Source organism: Sphingobacterium athyrii, assembly GCF_003071065.1.
Lineage (GTDB): Bacteria > Bacteroidota > Bacteroidia > Sphingobacteriales > Sphingobacteriaceae > Sphingobacterium > Sphingobacterium athyrii.
Map to the genome: position 1 here is coordinate 183,864 of NZ_QCXX01000004.1, position 19,949 is coordinate 203,812.

Below are 19,949 nucleotides of genomic sequence, written 5' to 3' on the forward strand. Positions count from 1 at the left end.
AAACCAAATATAAATAAAATCTACGCAATAAGTAGATTTTATTTATAAGGGACAGTCTGGCATACTTAAGATAACATCTGTTTGAGCAGGTTCAGCGCATAACTAATTGTGTTTACATTGCTTAATGCGAGACGGAGTTGCCCTTTAACCTCTTTGAGATTGCTGATCTCAGGATGGGACTGTACAAAAGACAGCACCCGGCCGAATTGATCCGATTCAAAATAGCTCGATTTGGGGTTATTCACAAAATAACCTTTGAGGGTATGCTTTTTATAAGATATCTTTTCGAACCCAATTGTTTTTCCAAACCATTGCAGGCGTAAAGTATTGAATAGTTCGAATACTTCGTGCGGGATAGGGCCAAAGCGGTCTTCGAGTTCTTTTTCAAATGCTGCCAGCTGCTGTTCATTGTCAAGTTTGGAAAGTTCCGTATACAGATTATAGCGTTCGGTAATGTTCGTTACGTACTCATCGGGGATTAATACTTCAAGATCTGTGTCTATTTGTGTGAAATTGACATATTTGCGCTCTTGCTCATCCGCAAATACCTCCGAGAATTCATCATCTTTGAGCTCCTGAATGGCTTCGTCCAAGATTTTGTGGTACATCTCAAACCCGATTTCAGCGATAAAGCCCGATTGCTCACCACCCAATAAATTTCCTGAACCCCGGATATCCAGATCCCGCATGGCAACATTAAAACCCGAACCTAATTCCGAAAATTCCTCGATGGCCGAAAGGCGTTTATAGGCCTCAGGGGTCAATGTCGATAGCGGTGGACTCAATAGGTAACAGAATGCTTTTTTATTCGAACGCCCTACACGACCCCGCATCTGATGCAGGTCACTGAGGCCAAACATATGGGCGTGATTGATGATAATCGTATTGGCATTCGGTATATCCAGACCAGCTTCGATAATTGTCGTTGCAATCAGCACGTCAAAGTCGTGGTTGATGAATTTGAGCATCACATCTTCCAATTCATCTCCTTCCAGTTGACCATGAGCAACACCAACACGTGCTCCGGGAACGAGCTTGCGAATTAAATTGCCTAGCTGGGGGAGATCTGCGACACGGTTATGGATAAAGAAAACCTGTCCGCCCCGGTCCAGCTCGTAGCTGACTGCTTCGCCGATCAATGCCTCATTAAAGACATGCAGCTCGGTCTGTACCGGTTGACGATTAGGAGGCGGTGTTGAGATAATGCTTAGATCGCGCGCTCCCATCAAAGAGAAATGTAAGGTCCTTGGGATCGGAGTCGCTGTTAAGGTCAGCGAATCCACATTGGCGCGCATTGCCTTTAGTTTCTCTTTGGCGGCGACACCAAATTTCTGCTCTTCATCAATAATCATCAGACCAAGGTCTTTGAATTTGACATCCTTGCTCACCAGGCGATGCGTACCGATGATAATATCTATTTTTCCTTCCGCAAGCCGAGCCAAGGTATCTTTGATCTGTTTGGTCGTTTTAAAACGGTTGATGTAGTCAATGTTGCATGGAAGTCCTTTTAGGCGTTCAGTAAATGTACGATGATGTTGTAATGCCAAGATCGTTGTCGGAACCAAAACGGCCACCTGTTTGCTATCTGCTACGGCTTTGAATGCCGCACGGATGGCGACTTCTGTCTTTCCAAAGCCGACGTCACCACAGATCAACCGGTCCATTGGATGTGGCGATTCCATATCTTTTTTTACATCTGCTGTAGCCTTTTCCTGATCTGGGGTATCTTCATAGATAAACGAGGCCTCTAGTTCATTCTGCAAATAGCTATCCGGCGAGAAGGCATTACCATGTTGAGCCTTCCGTTTTGCATAGAGCATAATCAGGTCACGGGCAATATCCTTGACCTTCTTCTTGGTCGTTTTCTTTAATTTATCCCAGGCATCCGTACCGAGCTTGTTCATTTTCGGAACCGTACCCTCCTTGCCAGAATATTTTGAAATCCGGTTTAACGAGTTGATATTGACATAGAGCAGGTCATTGTCGGCATAGATCAGCCGGATCATCTCCTGAGATTTACCGTTGACATCGACCTTTTCCAGACCGCCATATCGGCCCACACCATGATCAATATGGGTGATAAAATCTCCGGGTTTGAGATCACGTAAATCTTTCAGTGTAATTGCCTGCGAACGTTCGTAAGCTTTTTTCCGTTTGTATTTGTAGTACCTGTCAAATATCTGATGATCCGTATAACAGGCTAATTTCAGGCTGTCATCCCTGAAGCCTTCGCGCAATGCTTTGTGTATAGGGATAAAAGTAGCTGCTTTGTCAAGATCCTCCAGTATCGTATAGATCCGTTCAACCTGTTTCGTTGAATCCGAAAAGATCAGATTCTGGATTCGATGGCTTTCATTTTCCTTAAAATTATGGATCAGCAGATTAAAGTCCTTATTAAAAGAAGGCTGTGGATGAATGTCAAACTTGAGCACGACTTCCCCCTTATAGAAAAACTGTTTTCCAAATTCTATGATTGGGAAATCAAAAAATAAGGCGTTGAGGTTTTTCTCGTCGGTAAATTCGTACTCGGGATTATGCCATTCAGGATTATCTCTTTTCTGTTTGTCGGTCAAGCTGGTCCAGAGTTGTTTTGCTTTTTTTAATCCATCTCTGACAACATCTAGGGTGAACTGGGCGTCTTTAATCCAGATGGAAGCCCCCTGATCGATATATTCCAGTAAAGAAATATGCTGCGAGGTCAGAAATTTGGCCTGAACATTCGGAACGATGGTAACCTTATGGATTTTATTGACCGAAAGCTGAGATTCAATGTCAAATGTCCGAATGCTTTCGATATCATCACCAAAGAATTCGATGCGGTAGGGAAGGTCGTTCGAGAAAGAAAAAATATCTACGATACCACCTCGTATGGCAAATTGCCCCGGTTCATAGACAAAATCTACACGTTCGAAATCGTACTCGATCAAAAACTCGTTGATAAAATCGATACTTAGCGCTGTGTTTTCTGTTATCTCCAGTGTATTTTTCTCCAGATCGGTACGATTGATTACCTTCTCGGCAATCGCTTCGGGGTAGGTAACCACCATCTTTGGCAATTCCGACGTATGATTGAGCGAACTTAATGTTTCTGCACGCTGTAATACATTTGCCGAGTCCGTCTGTGTGAAATCAAAAGCTTTTCGGTAAGAAGATGGGAAAAAAAGTACCTGCTTGTCCAGAAGGCTTTCCAGATCACTTAAAAAATAGGAGGCATCTTCGTGCGTCGGTAAAATAAAGACCATCGGACGCTCCTGCAATTTGTAGGAGGAAACGGCAATAAATGCATCCGAAGAACCGATAAGACCTTTCAGCTGAATCTTTGGATTTTTGGACTGCATAGCTGTTGTAAGCGATTGGACTGATTCGCTTTGACTGTATTTTTCTAGTATTTCTTGAATTCCCACGAGCAAAAATTTCGAATAATTGCGAATTTAATTAAATCCTCTTAAGTATGTGGTATGTTGTGCTAAATTTTTTGGTAAAAACTTGTCCGGAAGTGAACTTTTGATGCGGAGGCAAAAGGCAGTATGTCCTGAATTGCGAGCGAAAACGTTGTCAGGAAAGCACGGGTTATGCCGCATATCCCTAGAGATTAACTGTTGAGGCTCCTCAATGAGCTATTTTACTAAGTGAAATGTATAGGCAAAGACCAATAAGATCAAAAGGATCGCCAGATAGATTAATTTATACTGCTCGTAGGCAGTGATACGATAGGATCCGATTTTAACACGGTTTTTGCTGTTTCTCATGATTAATTTAGGTCGAGCTCAATTCGCTGTTCGCTAATATAGCTTTTTAATGTTGTATTGCCAAAAGCGTGTAGGGCGTTTTGAAAGTCTTCCCGATAATCGAACTGAAAATCCTCATGGAGTTTATCGTATTTACCGACAGCATGTTTTATACGGCCCGTGATATATTTATGCAATTTATGGGCTGCCGATTGATAGGATGAATCGAATAGTCGCTCATAATCGCCTATGACCCGTTGTAGAATATAAAAACGAAATTCAGCTTCACTGGTTTTGTCTTTGGTGACTTTCTCGTGTTCGTTCACTAGGCCGCTGGCCTGTTTGACCAGCTTACTCAATGCAATAAAATTGCTGTGATGTGGTGTATTGGCAATCTGATTTGTCCCGATGTCAAACAATTGAGCGAGTTGCTTCCGCAATTTATCAATACGTTCCTCCAAGTCATATTCATTTTCCAGCAATTGAAAGTGCAATTGTTTCATCAGCATTTTGTCTTTGCTGATCAGGCGGACAAGTAATTTGTCTTTTTCCTTTTGCGGTAATTCAAGGACTGCTTTCTTTAATTCTGCATCTTGGTGTAGCGACATGATTTAAAGTTATGATGTTTTAATATAATCTTACCCTCCACAGAGGCATATTCTCTTTTTATAGTTTCCTCATCTACGCGTAAATAGCTGCTCTGTATATAGAGCAAAGATGAAAGACGCCTGCTTGTTCAGCTAACAGTCCGCCATCCTTGCTCCTTTATTCATTATCTTATTAAATTGGAGTCACCGCATGGCGTAGATATCCCGGTCCAATTGATCTAATACAATATTCTAAACTTGATCGTATTTTCAATCTGTTTCAATTGCTTCAATAGATCTTTATCATACTCACCTTGTATATCGGTAACAGCGTAACCGATATCACTTTTGGTCATCAGGAACTGTGCAACGATATTGATATCATTCTGCGCATATACATTATTGATTTGGGCCATAATACCCGGAACGTTTTTATGGATATGGAGCAATCTCGTCACCTGTTTTACTTTTGGTAAGATCAAATTCGGGAAATTACGGCTTAAATACGTATCCCCGTTGTTGATAAATTCGGCCATGCGACGTGGGATAAATTCCGAATTTTTCTTCTTGCTTTTTTTATCATCAAAGACGACAATTCCTTTGGCATTACAGATATCCTTATTGATATGCCCCTTGATATCGCCCAGATATCCGATCGTTTTTAGCTTATCTGCCTGTTGCAGCTGTTCATCGGTAATGTCGATATTGTCGCCCAACAAAAGCATCCCAACATCCTTCACATATTTTTCTTCGAAGGTTTCTTTTGTACGGACCGAGAAACCATCTCTTTTTAAAATATGGGCTGCAATCTCAGGAACATCGCCGACAATGAGGCACAGAATCCGATTTTTAGGGTAAGAGATCGCTCGTGGTAAATCATTCACGTACAAGAATTCATCAAAGCTGGGTGTAATGAAGTCTGCTTTTTCAGTGACACTTTTGCGCTGGATATTCTCTGTAAAGGCAAAGAATTTTTCAATCAATCCGGACTCTTTTAGCTGAAAATCCGAATAACCATCGCCGATGCCAAAAAGCCGCCCCTCGATATTGAGTTGTTTAAGTAGTTGTACTTTTCCACCTTCATTGGACAAAGGATTTTCTTCGTCAAACCCAATAATATTATCTTCCGCATCAAATCTGAACGTATTTGCATAGATATTCTCGGTTTTGATATGATAGGGCGTCACAACGGGGGTGATAAATTCCTTAAAACCTCCGGAAACGATCCAAGCCGTATCTGAATGTTTTCTGAAAAATTCCCGGTTGCGGGAGAAGGATGTTGATACCTTTTTCTTGAGGTGAGATACCAGTTTGTCCAAGTGGCTTCTGTTGGCATTCAACAATTTTACCCGGCCGGCGAGTGCTTCGCGGAAGGAAAGTTTGCCTTCCATGGCAAGATTGGTATATCGTTCGATTTCTTGATAGATCGCTTCGCGCTCAGGATGATCTTCAAGTGAGATCCGGGCGAGCTCATCGAGCGCTTCTACTTGTGTAAATGTACTATCAAAATCAATGATGTAATAATTTTTCATCGTAATAATTTGTTTTTTAATGGTGATGAAGCTATCATGAGCAGTACGTATCACTATTGAGTGTGACTTGGTTAACCTCATGATGGTTTCATCGCAATAACTTGTTTTTTAATGGTGATGAAGCTATCATGAGCGGTACGTATCATTTTTGAATTGTGACTTTGTTAACATCATGATGGTTTCATCGTAATAACTTGTTTTTAATGACGATGAAGCTATCATGGCCAACTAATCATTCCTTAATAAGCAATAGAGGTTTGTGATTGTTTCACAGGATTACTGTTTAGCAAATGAATCAATCATAAACATGCAGGCTTTATTTTTTTATCTGATAGTTTGATACGCTCATGACGGGTTCAGGGTTTGGTTGTTTACTATTTATGTTATTTTACTGTTTGTTGTACAAATTTGCAATTTCTTTTAATGTTTGTTCCAATGGACGATAGTTGTGGTTCAGGAGTGACTGGACCTTTGCATTGGAGTATTGTAATTTAGCGCTTGATGCCGCGGCCGTTTCTTTGGTCAGCGATGAGCCCGATTTCTTGAAGACAGATAACACACCAGAGACAGTGGACGCGATCTGAAGAAGTGTTTCGGAAACTTCAATCGTAGGCTCGGGCTTGTTCATTAGGACACTGGCTACACTGAGCAAATCTTTATTGAGGATGTTGACGTGATTGATGATATAACGTTCAGCAGTAATATCGCTTTTTTCCATTAATTGGATCATGATTGTTGCGACATCCTCGACGTCAACTATCCCAACACTCCCCTTTGGATAAAACTTCAATCCTTTATTGATCATTGAGAACAGTGCTCCCGATCCCTTATCTTTGGCCGCTGCGCCCAATATGACAGATGGATTCACAATAACAGCATCCAGGCCCTCGGTAATACCGCGCCAAACCTCCATTTCTGCCTGATATTTAGAAAGCGAATAATTAGAGGTCGTCGGACTGTGCTCCCAATGATCTTTCTCCGAGACTGGCAGGTTGTCCTTATTTGTGCCCAAAGCCGCGATTGAACTGACATGAAGCAGGCGAATGCCCTTTTCTAAACATAGATTGACAATATGCGCAGTTCCTTCTACATTGACCTTAAAAAGTGATTTGACATCTTTCTTCTGATAGGAAACCAGCGCAGCGCAATGATATACTTTTGTCACTCCTTCCAGCGCATCTTCGAGCTCAAAATAATTGTTGATATCTGCATCAATCCATTGAATCAATGATGAGGACAGTAGGGCTGCCGGAATAGTCGATTGAGCTCTTTTGATGGCAATGACGTCAATTCCGCGGTCTATCAATTGTTTGATTAGCGTAGACCCTAAAAAACCTGTTCCTCCAGTTATTAATATCACTTGATAAAGATACTGTTAAAAATAATGTTTTCAAAAGTTAGTTAATAAATGGATATTTGTGTGAGTTGCATCCCAAAAAATGAGGTGTCTTAAACAAACTATAGCTTATGTCGTCATTGTCCGTATTTTTCAGTCCGATCTCAATTACAAGTATTTCTCCTGAGCATGGTTTCCTGAGCTCCCAGTTAGGGAATGTGATCCAGGCTTATGAGACCGATTTTCCTACCTGGGAGGAAAGTGATAAGCCCCAGTTGGCAATTGTCGGTGTGCAGGAAGATCGGGCATCCATCAATAACAATGGGACCGACAAAGCCCCTGATGCGGTACGCAAACATCTTTATACGCTGTATCAAGGCGATTATAAGATGAATATAGTAGATCTGGGCAATATAAAAGCGGGTAATACCATCCAAGATACCTATGTCGCACTGAAATCTGTGGTAGAAGAATTGGTGAAGGCCAATATCCTTCCGATAATTATTGGTGGCGGACAGGATTTGACTTATGCACAATACTTGGGATACCAGAATTTGGAACGAAAGATTGAGCTTGCTATTGTGGATTCACGTTTTGATCTCAATCAGGAAGAAGCCGAAAATGTCAGTCTCAATTCGAGGTCTTATGTCAATCACATTATTCTACATCAGCCTGATTATTTGTTTAACCTGAATTCCATTGCTTACCAGACCTACCTTGTCAGTAAAGAATCCATCAATATGTACGACAAATTGTTTTTCAATGCAACCCGCGTGGGCATGATCGCAGGTAGGATGGATCAGTCCGAACCTCTTATCCGGGCGGCCGATATGATCAGTTTTGACATTGGGGCCATCCGTGCCTCGGAGGCACCCGGCAATGCCAATGCAATTCCAAATGGGCTGTACGGCGACGAAGCATGTCAGCTGGCACGCTATGCCGGTATGTCCGACAAATGTACTTCTATCGGTTTCTATGAACTGAACCCCACATTTGATCCGATGGAACAGACGGCCATGTTGGTGTCGCAGATGGTCTGGTGTTTTATTGATGGCTATTATAACCGTAAACAAGATACACCGTTGTACCCGAAATCATCCTATATTATCTATCGTACAACACTCGAAAATGAAGAACATGAATTGGTTTTTGTGAAAAGCAAAAAATCTGACCGCTGGTGGATACAGGTACCATACTTTGGATCAAAATCGGTCAATGAAAGGTATTATCTGGTGCCGTGCCGCTACGAAGATTATCAGCTAGCTATTTCTGGCGAAATGCCTGATCTGTGGTGGAAGACTCATCAAAAACTGCAATAGGCAACAATAAATGGCGGATCACTCCTCATGAAATAACTATCTATGAGATGTTCACATTCAGTGACACAGGAGTGATTGCAGCGTTCCCGAATTTTGAGAACATATATGCATCGGTCAAAAGGGGTACGATGGTACGAAACGATCCATCTATACTTCCGCAGGACTTAACGTAAATCAAAAATTTCAATAACAGTTATACGGTGACAAAAGCCAAAAGCTGTTATTCTCGTAAAATTTAAATCATGGAAATATTTTTCTTTGCAGGCATTGTCTTGTTGCTGGTCATTTTGATCATATTGGTATTAAAAAAAAATACTGCGCCAGGTTTGGATATCGGTCCGAATAAGGAGATGGAAACATTGAAAATAGAACTGGCGCGTTCACAGCAACGGGAGCAAAGTCTCCTCGAAGAACGTTTAATGTTGAGGAACGAATTGGATAAAGAGCGCGAGAGTGTATTGGTCGCTGAGCGCTCGCTGGAAAGTACACGTTCCTTCTATGAGGCCCAATTGGATAAATTCCAGGAACAAAAAAATGAAATCGCTGAAATAAAAAGACAGTTTAACAATGAATTTCAAGTGATCGCCAATAAAATATTGGAAGAGAAAACGCAGAAATTTACCGAAACAAATCACCGTTCACTCGGTCTGATCTTGGATCCCTTAAAGGAAAAAATCAAGCTGTTTGAGGAGAAGGTAGATAAAAATTATAACCAGGAAGCGGCTGAACGCAATTCCTTGAAGGGCGTTGTATTGCAATTGGTCGAACAGAGTCTCAAGATTAAAGATGAAGCCAATAGCTTAACCAAAGCGTTAAAAGGAGATACAAAAAAACAAGGCAATTGGGGGGAAGTGATTTTGGAAAGAGTGCTGGAACGTTCGGGACTGATGAAAGACCGTGAATTTAGGCTACAGGTTTCCTTGATGGATGCCGAAGGGCGCAGAATGCAGCCCGATGCAATTATTGATCTCCCAGAAGATAAACATCTTATCGTGGATTCTAAAGTTTCCCTGATTGCTTATGAACGTTGGGTCAATGCCGAGACCGATGAAGACCGCGCGATTTTTGCTAAGCAACATGTACAGTCTGTCGAAAATCATGTGAAAGAACTTTCCGCTAAAAACTACCATGAGCTATATGGGATAGAATCGCCGGAATTTGTTCTTTTGTTTATGCCGATTGAATCCGCATTGAGCATGTCTGTCGCAGAAAAACCGGATCTATTCAGTGATGCCTGGGATCGCAAGGTCGTGATCGTCAGCCCATCCACCCTGCTAGCGACATTGCGTACGATCGCCAGTATCTGGAAACAAGAACGTCAGACACGCAATGTGATTGAAATCGCCAAAGAAGCTGGCAGTTTGTACGATAAATTTGTGAGCTTCCTGACGGATATGGAGCAGGTTCAAAATCAGCTGGAACGCGCATTGAAAAGCCATGAAGATGCGACCAAAAAGCTGTCTACAGGGGCGGGAAATGTTATCGGAAAAGTAGAGAAGCTGAAACGCTTGGGCGCAAAGGCGAATAAACAGATCGATGCTAAATTTCTGGACGAAGACGAGTAATTAAGTCTTCCTTCCCGACAGGTCCTGTAGGCATAACAACAAAGATTGAAGAGCTGGTCATAAGCCGAAAGCTTGAAAACAGTAAAGTCTCAGTACTTATATCTCCATAGTAATAGATAATGCAAGCTCACTTATAAGCCGTAGGCTTGTACCCGGCAAAGTCTCAATACTCACGACTAACTACTCAATACTAATACCTCCCTACAGTTCTTTCATGCGTTTGTTGATTGAAACATCCACATAAGTATCCTTTAGACGATCAACAGCCTCCTTCTCCACAACGAGATTGGTATCCGATTCGTAATCGTGTAGAGTTCTTAGATTTTGGATTTCATTGTCGTAAGGATCGCGTCCGGCCAATAGTTTGACAATGACAGGAAGACATTCCAGAAACACAAAGAGCAGTGCGATAAAGAATACCGCATTCGCATTGGATTCATTGACCTTTCCATTGGCATCATAGCGCAGATTACCCAGCGCCGAATTGCGATCGGCGAAACCTGCAACGTTCACGGCGCTGTCCAGCGAGGCATTTGACAAAACCTTTTGATCCAGTATCCCTTCAAATTTTTGCTTTTGACGGATAGCATTTTGTTGTGCTGCTATTTTATTACGTAGCGTATCCAGATAAGCTTCTTTCTTTTTAAGATCTTCTTCCTTCATTTTAGCATAGGGGCCATAACCCATCACACCCGATGTCTCCGTGGTTTTATTACCATAGATTTCATAATTTAATTTGGTGCGGTCGGTCTTGATACTAGATTCAAGTGAATCACGCTCTACACTTGTTGCCTTTAATTGATTGACCTCATTGCTGTATTTTTTGTTGAATGTATTATTGAGGGTGTCGATCTTTGCGCGTTGGTCAGCAAGATAACGTACACGTAAATTCTCGCGGATCTCTTTGTCGAAAATTTTTAGCTCCAATGGACGTGAAATGACCAAACCAATTAGAATAGCCAACAAAATACGGGGCAAAGCCTGTAAGAGCTGCATCCAGCCACTTTTGGATTTATTGATGCTCAATACGATGTATCGATCCATATTGAATATCGCCAAGCCCCAAATGATGCCAAATACAATGGCCAGAAACCAGTCCAACGTTCCTCCGCTGAATACAAAATACATCGCATACCCACCAGAAAGACTGGCAAATAATCCAGTAAAAAAGATAGTAGCACCTATGGCTGTGTACTTACTATGCTCCTCGGGATACTTTTCAAGAGTTTCTTGATGTACACCTGCACATCCCCAAAAGAAACGGTTAATAGCGCTCATTAAAATATTTTTATCCAAATTGACAGAATATTTTTAACAAGATTTGCGAATAAGTTTTTGTTTTACAATAGGATGACGGTTTTTTGCTCACTTAGGATGCAAAGAGGTGGGGCTCCCGTATTTGCCTAATTTTATTATCTTTGAAAAAAAATCAGGAATAATCAGACGATATGAAGAAAAGACAACTTTTGCCATTTTTAATGATAGTGGCAACTGCATTTGTTGGTTGTGAGGAAAAAAAAATGATGACAGATAATCCTCTTTTATTAGCCTATGAGACGCCCTTTAATGTTCCACCATTTGACAAGATCAAAACCGAACATTTCAGACCTGCCTTTGAAGAGGCAATAAAAGTACATAATCTGGAGATTGACACCATTGTCAATAACTCCGATAAGCCTACTTTCCAAAATACGATAGTAGCCCTTGAAAATGCAGGAAGCTTGCTAAGCAACGTATCTACTGTATTTCATAACCTAAACAGCGCGAATACCAATGATAGCATTCAGGCAATTGCAAAAGATTTGGCGCCGATATTGTCCAGCCATTCCGACGAAATTTCGATGAACTCCAAGCTATTTAATAAAGTTAAGACAGTTTGGAACAGTCGTAATACACTTGGTTTGGATTCGCAGGACAACAAGCTTTTGGAAGAGACCTATAAAAGCTTTGTACGTTCCGGTGCAAATCTGAAGGATGCTGATAAAGAAAAAATGAAAAAGATCAATGCCGAACTTTCGACATTGACAACACAGTTTGGCCAGAACCTATTGGCTGAAACCAATGCCTACCAGCTTGTGGTGGATTCAGCCAGCCAATTGGAGGGTTTGCCGGAATCATTGAAAACAGCTGCTGCTGAAGAAGCTGTTAACAAGGGTAAAAAGGACAAATGGGTATTTACCTTACAAAATCCTTCGATCATGCCTTTCCTGCAGTATGCCAAAAACCGTGAGCTGAGAAAGCAACTCTGGGAAGCATATCAAATGCGCGGAAACCACGATAACACGAGTGATAATAAAGAAATCATTCAGAAGATTGTTAATCTGCGTCTTCAAAAGGCAAAACTATTGGGCTATACCTCACATGCAGCCTATGTGCTTGAGGAATCCATGGCCAAGACACCTGAAAATGTATATGCCTTATTGAATAAGTTATGGACACCGGCCTTGGCGAAAGCGAAAGGCGAAGAGGCAGATATCGCAAAAGAGATCAAAGCTGAGGGTGGTACTTTTGCTGTTGCACCCTACGATTGGCGGTATTATACAGAGATTATCCGCAAAAAACGCTTTGCATTGGATGAAGATGAAATAAAACCCTACTTGAGCCTGCCAGCAGTACGTGAAGGTGCTTTTGCTGTGGCAAACAAATTATACGGTCTGACATTCGTTGCCTTAAATAACGTACCCACTTACCATAAGGAAGTAGAAGTGTACGAAGTGAAGGACAAAGATGGTTCACATCTGGGACTTTTGTATGCGGATTTCTTTCCGCGTGAATCGAAACGTGGTGGCGCATGGATGACATCTTACCGTGATCAGTCCACAAAAGATGGTAAACGTGTCGCACCGGTAATTTCGATCGTATGTAATTTCACAAAACCTGTCGGAAAAGATCCAGCATTACTGACTTTTGATGAGGCGACTACGCTATTCCACGAATTTGGGCATGCCTTACATGGTCTGCTTTCCAATGTTCGGTACAGATCAATGGCGGGTACCTCGGTGCCACGCGACTTTGTGGAATTACCTTCACAGATAATGGAGAATTGGGCCGCAGATCCAGAAGTATTAAAAACCTATGCAAAACATTTTAAGACCAAAGAGGCCATGCCGGACTCCTTGATTCAGAAAATGGAAAAAGCAGGAACCTTTGATCAAGGCTTCGCGACCGTAGAATATCTTTCGGCTGCATTGCTCGATATGGATTATCATGCCACAACCAAAGAAATTTCGAAAGATGTCAAAGGATTTGAAAAATCGGCAATGAAGAAAATTGGTATTATAGACGCAATTATTCCACGTTATAGAAGCACTTATTTTCAGCATATCTTTGCTGGAGGTTATTCAGCAGGTTACTATGCGTATATCTGGTCGGAAGTATTAGACTCGGACGCTTTTGCGGCCTTTAAGGAAAAATCGCTGTACGATAAAGCGACAGCAGATTCATTCCGTAAGAATATCCTTGAAAAAGGAGGAACGGATGATCCCGCAAAAATGTATCGTATCTTTAGAGGAGCAGATCCGGATCCGAAATATTTATTGAAAAAAAGAGGATTGAATTAATCTAGCATACACAAAAAAGAGGCTGTCACCTATGTTTGTATTGAGCAAACGTCGGAGACAGCCTTTTGTATTTTTACCCTTTATAAGGTTTTTTGGCAGCTTCGATGAGCTCCTTCATTTCTAATTTGATATAGTCCACGTTTGGCGTAGATCCGGTCAAAAAGTAACGAATATTTCCTTCCTTATCTATGATAAATTTGGCTGGAATACCTTTGACGCCAAATTTCGCTGCCATGACCTCACCAGTTTGCGGATCTTTTTGATCGTCGTAAAGCACTTCAAAAGGATAATTATTTTTTGTGATAAAGGATACAACATTCTCTTTATAATTCTTATCGCGTTCCCAAGTATTCATAAACAAGAATTGTACATCTTTATCATTTGCATAAGATTCTTGAGCCGCTTTCATACCGGGAAATGAACGCACACAAGGTTGACACCAAGTTGCCCAGAAGTCTAAGACGACAACTTTTCCTTTTAAACTGGCCAAAGATACTTTTTCACCCTTTAGATTGAGTAGTTCAAAATTGGGTGCTGGTTTAAAGGTTGCCATCTCCTTGATATGATTTCGGATATTTTGCGTTAACTCTGTTTTCAGTGAAGCATTAAAGTTCTCGTATCCCTGTATAGATCCGTTCAATTCCGTATATAGTTTTTTGAGATCATTTTCAACAGCAAACTGTCCTTTAGCATACAATTTGGTCAAAATGTTGTATGCTTCCAGCTTTCTGCCTGTACCCATTAATGATTTGTAATACACCATGGCAAGACCGTCCGCTTGCTCTGGCGCAGCTTTGAGCGCATTCTCAATGTAATTTAGTGCTTCAGCGTATTTTTTCTGAGCAACAAGAATATTTACATAAGCTGACATGGAGCTTGCGTACCCCATCGCTGCAAAGCGAGCTTTATTGTCTTTTTGATCCTCGGGAAGTGTTAAATAGTAATAGCTATCATCCATAGCGGTCTTTAATAGTGGAGCCGCTGTAGTCGTGTCGCCTGCGCTCAATAGAATTTGACCGACAGGGATATATCCATTTCCACGCCAGAATCGTTCTTTCATTTCCCCTAGGTAATGAACTGCTTTTTGTGCATTTCCGTCGTTGGCAAAACTCTGTGCCAGATTAGCTAATACATAATCGTATGTCAACGGTTCTTCGCTAAAGTTTTTAACTGGCCATTTTTTTAGGAGTTCATTATATGCTTTTTCTTTCTGTACTGGCGTACTTGCATTGTAATATACATCTGTGATAAAGGCATCACGTGTCAGTGATCCTTTTGGATATTTTTTCTTCGCTAATGTCTCTGCCGAAACCTGCAAATCTTCTTTACCTAAAGAGCGCAAAACGTTAATTGTGGTCCGATAGTCCTCTTCCGATTTATATGTTTTTAATTCGCCCATCAATGCATTGGCGAGTGAATCCTTTTGTACCAACGTACCTTTTTCAATAATAGGCAGGTATTGTTGGTATTTGTTTTTTGCAGGCTGCTGCGCAAAGGCTGCCGTCAGCGAAAATGCGAAAGCAGCCGTTAAGATGTGAGTTTTCATTTTTATAATTTTTAAATTCATTAATCTTCGTATCCCGGATTCTGTGTCAAGTTCCTGTTGATCAAAATCTGCGCTTGGGGAATCGGGAATAAGACATCTGTGGCTTGCCAGTTTGATTTGATCGGTGAAAGGACAGCCGAAGCGCGGTCGGTCCGCTTGAGATCAAGCCAACGATGGCCAAATTCACCAAAAAATTCATGGAGACGTTCGGTCGCTATAGCAGACAATAATTGCGTTTGGTTTAAACTGGTATTAAGTCCAGCCAGCCCCGCACGTGCACGCACTGCGTCCGCATCAGCGCGGGCTTCGGCCAGTTTTCCAAGGTTGGCTCTTGCTTCAGCGCGAATAAGATACTGTTCGGCTAGGCGAAGCATAATGTGATATTCAGATCCTGTTCCCGAGGCTACCTTATATTTGGTGATGGCATAATAGATTTTGTTTGAGACCGTTTTTGAACTTGTCCAATTTGTCTTTCTTAAGTCCATTGTAGGCGAGGTCTCAAAGCTGTTGTATACTGCATCAGGCAAGGTGTATCCCGGTGCAACTGTGGCTGTCGTTATGTAATTGGCACCAAATGTGGTCACTCCACTCTGATTCGCAAGTTGTAGAATAACCTCATTACTTGAGTTGACAAAGTTTTTATCTGGTGTAGGCATACCATAATCAGCGGATTGCAATACTTTGGTCGCATAAGATTCCGCATTTTGATAATCTTTTTGATACAGGTAGACTCTTGCTAGCAGTGCGCTGGCGGCAGCTTTGTTGGCACGGCCTCTTGGATTTGCGGTTGCGTCATAGGCGGTAGCCATTCTGCTCTCCGCATCTTTTAGGTCTGCAATGATTTGATCATACACTTGTTGTACAGGAGCCCGTGAAAGCGTTGCGTCTTCAAAAGCGTGTAGGTCGTCGCGTAATTGCAAGGGCACATCGCCGTAAAGATTAGCGAGATAGAAATAGGCATAAGCCCTGAAAAATTTAGCTTCGCCCAAAAGCTGATCTTTGACAGCTGGGGTAAGCGTATTGGATGCTTCGAGACCTGAAACTGCATTATTTGCATTCTTGATAAGTTGATAGCAATTTGACCAAAAATTCGCGACATTGCCATTTGTGTTCAATAGGTTATTGCTGGCAAATTCGGAGGTATTCGGATCAGCATTATTGTATTGAAGGTCGTCTGCAGCAATCCCTGTATAGAAAGTTGACGTCCCGGCGAGATTGATGCTTAGTGTTGTGGCATATAATCCACGTATGACACTATTCGCAGAAGCGTCTGTAGCGAACGCTTCGCCAGCGAGTACCTGATTTGGAGGAGCACCCAACTCCACAAATTTTTCGCAGGAACTGACAAGAAGAGTTCCACTTGTAATGGCTAATAGTAATATATTTTTATTGATGTTTAATTTCATGATCTCTAATTTTAAAATTGACAGTTAAATCCAAATACAATGGTGCGCAATGGAGGCAATACCTGGGCGATCGTTCCGGTACCTAGACCAGAAGGTCCCCCTTGGACGGTTGTTTCGGTATCCAGAACATATTTGTTTTTGGCCCAGGTAAAGAGATTTTGACCCTGCATAAAAACATTGCAATTGGACATTTTTAATTTCGAAGTCCAGCTTTTCGGTAAGTTGTAAGATAGGTTGACAGATCTTAATTTAATATAGGAAGCATCACCATAAACTGCGTCGGAGTTGGTATATTGATTGTAAGAGTTACTTAAATCAACTCCTTCAGCCGAAGAGGCTGGAGTTATAGGGATAATAGCCCCCGGGATAGTTGCATTGGTATTACCTGGTGTCCATCTGTCCAACCAGTAATCGTTCTGATTGACCAAAGCGCCAGGTCTTGTATTGAGGATTTTGGTTACACCAAAGCGGTGGTTAAATTGAAAGAATACGCCAAGTTCAAAGCCTTTGTAGGAAAAGGTATTGTTAAATCCACCATAGAAAGGAGTACCTAAGTCAGCAACATAGCGATCATCGACTGTAATAGCTCCATCACCATCGCGATCTTCATATAAAGCTCTTCCTGTTTCCGCGTCCACACCTTGATAGTGATACAAACGGACCATGTTGATCGGTTCTCCAACTATAAAATTACTTGAGTAGAATGTGTTTTCAAGCCCAGGAAATTCTACAAGTTTGTTTTTATAAAATGTAAAGTTAGCTGATGTTTTCCATGTAAAATTTTCATTTGTCACATTGGTGGTATTCAACTCCAATTCCAAACCTGTATTTTGGATCAACGCCGGTAGGTTTTCCATATAACTATTGTAGCCTGTCTGGGTACTCAAAACTAAATCAGTGATTTGATCAGAAGAACGATTTCTGAAAAAGTTCCCTGTAAATAGGATTCGATCCTTCAAGAAACCCAGATCGAGTGCAAACTCCAATTTTTTGGTCGTTTCCCATTTGATATATTCATTGGGAAGCCTCCCGATATTCATGGAAGGATTGTTTAGGTAAGCCACTGACGTAGAGTAGAGTGGGAGATAGATATAATTGGGAATCTGATCGTTTCCTGTTGTTCCGTAGCTCGCTCTCAATTTACCAAAGCTCAAAAATTGGAGATTATCCTGTACAAAATCTTCTTTTCCAAATACCCATCCAAGTCCTACGGCACCGAAATTTCCAAATCTATTTTTAGGACCAAAGCGAGATGAGGCATCTCTTCTGAACGTTCCATTAAACAAATATTTCGCTTTCCAATCGTAATTTACTTTTCCGAATACTGCATTGTATTTGTAGTATACGAGGTTGTTGCTGGCGGAGAATGATCCTGCGGCGCTGAGTGAACCCAAAAGGGCATCGTTTGAATAATTGGAACCATTGGTTGTCTGCGAGCGCGACGAATTCTGCTGAAAACTTGTCCCGATTAATGCCGTCAATTTACCCTCGCCGATATTTTTTACATAATCCAATGTGGGTTCAATAATCCAATTTTCGGCCTTTGTATTGGAGAAACTGGAAAAACCAAGCGGGTTGGAGACGGTATTGTTTAAGGAAGTAATTGGCCGTTGGTTATTTTGATTCAATTGGGTGATAGTATAACCAAAATTTGCTTTTGCTGTCAGTCCTGGTACTATTTTGTAACTTAAGTTAACATTTGAGATCAGGTTATTGGTATTGCCAAAGTATTTCTGTTCAAGCATGGCCATGGGATTGTCTATAAACGCCGAGGATGGTAACCAATAGTATTTTCCATTGTCGCCATAAATTGGATAATTTGGCGCCAAATTGTAGAGTGATGTCACATCCGATGAAGGCATATCCGAATTATCATTGGCATAGCTAACTGATAGGGCGGCATTGAATTTTTTGTCGGAAGAGGTGTGATCCAGATTTAAGCGGGATGTAAACCGACTATTTTTGCTGTCCCCATAAAATACGGTGCTTTCACGTCTATATCCCGAATTGAAGAAAAAGCGGGTGGACTCGTTTCCGCCAGACATATTCGCCTGCACGTCGGTTATATGGCCTTTGTTTCCAATCAGCATTTTCTGCCAGTCTGTCGATTTGTTCTGATCCCATAGCATAAGATCCGGTGCATTATCGGCAGTGGGCGTAACTCCAGCATTGGCAAAAGCTTCTTTTCTTAAGGTCAGATATTCATCCAGATTTAACATGGGGATAAAGCGGTTGACCTCAGTAAATCCCGTATTGAAGTTGACACCGATACGGGTACGGCCAGCTTGACCTTTCTTGGTTGTGATTAATACAACACCATTAGCTCCGCGGCTACCGTAGATCGCTGTGGCATCGGCATCCTTCAAGACATCGATACGCTCGATATCGGCTGGGTTAATCATGCTGAACGGACTTAACCCTCCAGAAGAAGCTGAGATACCAAATGAATTGAGGTTATCGGTAGCTGGTTGCCCGCCATTAAAATTGGTGAAAGGAACCCCATCAACAACATATAAGGGGATTGATCCTGAAGTTGTTCCACTTAATGATGCCTGGTTTCTGATCTGAATCTGAACAGCACTTCCGGGTACACCGTTGTTTTGAGCGATTAATACGCCGGACATTCTCCCGGATAGGGCCGCAAGGGGATTACTTACAGGTTGGGAAGTAATGTCTTTTGCAGTGATCGAAGCAACCGAACCTGTATTCAGTCTTCGTGTTGTTGTACCATAGCCGATAACGACCACTTCTTCCAAACTACCTTCTTCGGGTTTAAGCTTGATCGGGGTAGGACTAGCTATAAGTTGTTTCGCTGGTATATCCATCTTTTGATACCCTATAAAAGAAAAGGTTATAATGACATCGTCATTTGGAATACGGAGCCCCCACTGCCCATTGACATCAGTTGCGGTACTGGTTTGCATATTGCGGTATTCTGCTTTTTGCCAGTCTTTTATCATGACCGACACGCCAGCTAGGGGCGCTCCATTTTCGTTGACTACTTGACCCGCGATGTGTTGCTGATTTTGTTGTTTTTCCTTTACAGCGATGATATTGTTGTCCAATATTTCCCATGTTAAGTTGCTCCCTGCCAGCGATTGGGAAAGAATATCTTTGATACTGATTTTCTTTCCTACAATATTGACCGTCGCATTAGGTAGGCTCGCTTTGCTAAAGAACATTTTGTATTTGCTCTTGGCATTGATTGTTTGAAAGACATCTTCAAGCTTTCCGCCTTGGATAGAGACATCAATTTTTTCGGTTTGAGAATAGGCAAAGCTCTGTACATGCATGGTGCTTAGACAAACGAGCAGTAAAGCCAATCTCGATTCTTTTCTAAATTTGGGTTTTGTTTTGTTCATGGAGTTAT

The 19,949-nt window shown here is 41.6% G+C and carries 12 protein-coding genes; 3 read left to right on the forward strand and 9 right to left on the reverse strand.

All coding sequences use genetic code 11. The features are described from left to right. Positions 1-65 precede the first annotated feature (65 nt). The 5 genes from mfd to DCO56_RS15545 all read right to left on the reverse strand — a co-directional run bounded on the left by mfd (position 66) and on the right by DCO56_RS15545 (position 7,207). Positions 66-3,404, reverse strand: coding sequence for a transcription-repair coupling factor (gene mfd, locus DCO56_RS15530; RefSeq protein WP_108634688.1), 3,339 nt, complete (start codon positions 3,402-3,404; stop codon positions 66-68). A 213-nt stretch (positions 3,405-3,617) separates the two neighbouring features. Then, positions 3,618-3,749 carry a hypothetical protein gene (locus tag DCO56_RS29885; RefSeq protein WP_281259393.1) on the reverse strand — a complete coding sequence of 44 codons (132 nt, stop codon included), beginning with the start codon at positions 3,747-3,749 and terminating at the stop codon, positions 3,618-3,620. A gap of 2 nt (positions 3,750-3,751) precedes the next feature. After that, the gene (locus DCO56_RS15535) at positions 3,752-4,336 is read right to left on the reverse strand and encodes a hypothetical protein (protein ID WP_108634689.1); all 585 of its coding nucleotides are present in this window, start codon (positions 4,334-4,336) and stop codon (positions 3,752-3,754) included. 218 nt (positions 4,337-4,554) lie between these two features. Next, positions 4,555-5,847: an HAD-IB family phosphatase gene (locus tag DCO56_RS15540; RefSeq protein ID WP_108634690.1), complete on the reverse strand. Its 1,293-nt coding sequence runs from the start codon at positions 5,845-5,847 to the stop codon at positions 4,555-4,557. 388 nt (positions 5,848-6,235) lie between these two features. Beyond that, complete coding sequence (locus DCO56_RS15545; RefSeq protein ID WP_108634691.1) at positions 6,236-7,207, reverse strand: NAD-dependent epimerase/dehydratase family protein; 972 nt, start codon at positions 7,205-7,207, stop codon at positions 6,236-6,238. A 107-nt stretch (positions 7,208-7,314) separates the two neighbouring features. Between DCO56_RS15545 and DCO56_RS15550 the strand changes: the two genes are divergently transcribed. Further along, entirely contained in the window at positions 7,315-8,502 is a 1,188-nt protein-coding gene (locus tag DCO56_RS15550; RefSeq protein WP_108634692.1) for a formimidoylglutamase, read from the forward strand. Positions 8,503-8,744: 242 nt separating this feature from the next. Next, entirely contained in the window at positions 8,745-10,067 is a 1,323-nt protein-coding gene (locus tag DCO56_RS15555) for a DNA recombination protein RmuC (protein WP_108634693.1), read from the forward strand. A gap of 201 nt (positions 10,068-10,268) precedes the next feature. Here the strand turns inward: DCO56_RS15555 and DCO56_RS15560 are convergent, their stop codons facing one another. Then, entirely contained in the window at positions 10,269-11,345 is a 1,077-nt protein-coding gene (locus DCO56_RS15560) for a DUF4407 domain-containing protein (protein WP_108634694.1), read from the reverse strand. 170 nt (positions 11,346-11,515) lie between these two features. Between DCO56_RS15560 and DCO56_RS15565 the strand changes: the two genes are divergently transcribed. Beyond that, complete coding sequence (locus DCO56_RS15565; RefSeq protein WP_108634695.1) at positions 11,516-13,627, forward strand: M3 family metallopeptidase; 2,112 nt, start codon at positions 11,516-11,518, stop codon at positions 13,625-13,627. Positions 13,628-13,700: 73 nt separating this feature from the next. Here DCO56_RS15565 and DCO56_RS15570 read toward each other — a convergent pair whose 3' ends face one another. From DCO56_RS15570 to DCO56_RS15580, 3 genes are read right to left on the reverse strand one after another with little or no spacing between them, the layout of a single operon-like run. Beyond that, entirely contained in the window at positions 13,701-15,173 is a 1,473-nt protein-coding gene (locus tag DCO56_RS15570; RefSeq protein ID WP_165309332.1) for a TlpA disulfide reductase family protein, read from the reverse strand. Positions 15,174-15,193: 20 nt separating this feature from the next. Next, positions 15,194-16,579 (reverse strand): RagB/SusD family nutrient uptake outer membrane protein, encoded by a 1,386-nt coding sequence (locus DCO56_RS15575; RefSeq protein WP_108634697.1) that lies wholly within the window; start codon positions 16,577-16,579, stop codon positions 15,194-15,196. An 11-nt stretch (positions 16,580-16,590) separates the two neighbouring features. Continuing rightward, positions 16,591-19,941, reverse strand: a complete 3,351-nt coding sequence (locus DCO56_RS15580) for a SusC/RagA family TonB-linked outer membrane protein (RefSeq protein WP_108634698.1) — start codon at positions 19,939-19,941, stop codon at positions 16,591-16,593. Between the last annotated feature and the right edge of the window lie 8 nt (positions 19,942-19,949).

Bases quoted from the DNA above. Each gene is read 5' to 3' on its own strand.
- DCO56_RS29885 (WP_281259393.1), bottom strand. From the start codon at position 3,749: ATGAGAAACAGCAAAAACCGTGTTAAAATCGGATCCTATCGTATCACT.
- DCO56_RS15535 (WP_108634689.1), bottom strand. From the start codon at position 4,336: ATGTCGCTACACCAAGATGCAGAATTAAAGAAAGCAGTCCTTGAATTA.
- DCO56_RS15540 (WP_108634690.1), bottom strand. From the start codon at position 5,847: ATGAAAAATTATTACATCATTGATTTTGATAGTACATTTACACAAGTA.
- DCO56_RS15550 (WP_108634692.1), top strand. From the start codon at position 7,315: ATGTCGTCATTGTCCGTATTTTTCAGTCCGATCTCAATTACAAGTATT.
- DCO56_RS15555 (WP_108634693.1), top strand. From the start codon at position 8,745: ATGGAAATATTTTTCTTTGCAGGCATTGTCTTGTTGCTGGTCATTTTG.
- DCO56_RS15560 (WP_108634694.1), bottom strand. From the start codon at position 11,345: ATGAGCGCTATTAACCGTTTCTTTTGGGGATGTGCAGGTGTACATCAA.
- DCO56_RS15565 (WP_108634695.1), top strand. From the start codon at position 11,516: ATGAAGAAAAGACAACTTTTGCCATTTTTAATGATAGTGGCAACTGCA.
- DCO56_RS15570 (WP_165309332.1), bottom strand. From the start codon at position 15,173: ATGAAAACTCACATCTTAACGGCTGCTTTCGCATTTTCGCTGACGGCA.
- DCO56_RS15575 (WP_108634697.1), bottom strand. From the start codon at position 16,579: ATGAAATTAAACATCAATAAAAATATATTACTATTAGCCATTACAAGT.
- DCO56_RS15580 (WP_108634698.1), bottom strand. From the start codon at position 19,941: ATGAACAAAACAAAACCCAAATTTAGAAAAGAATCGAGATTGGCTTTA.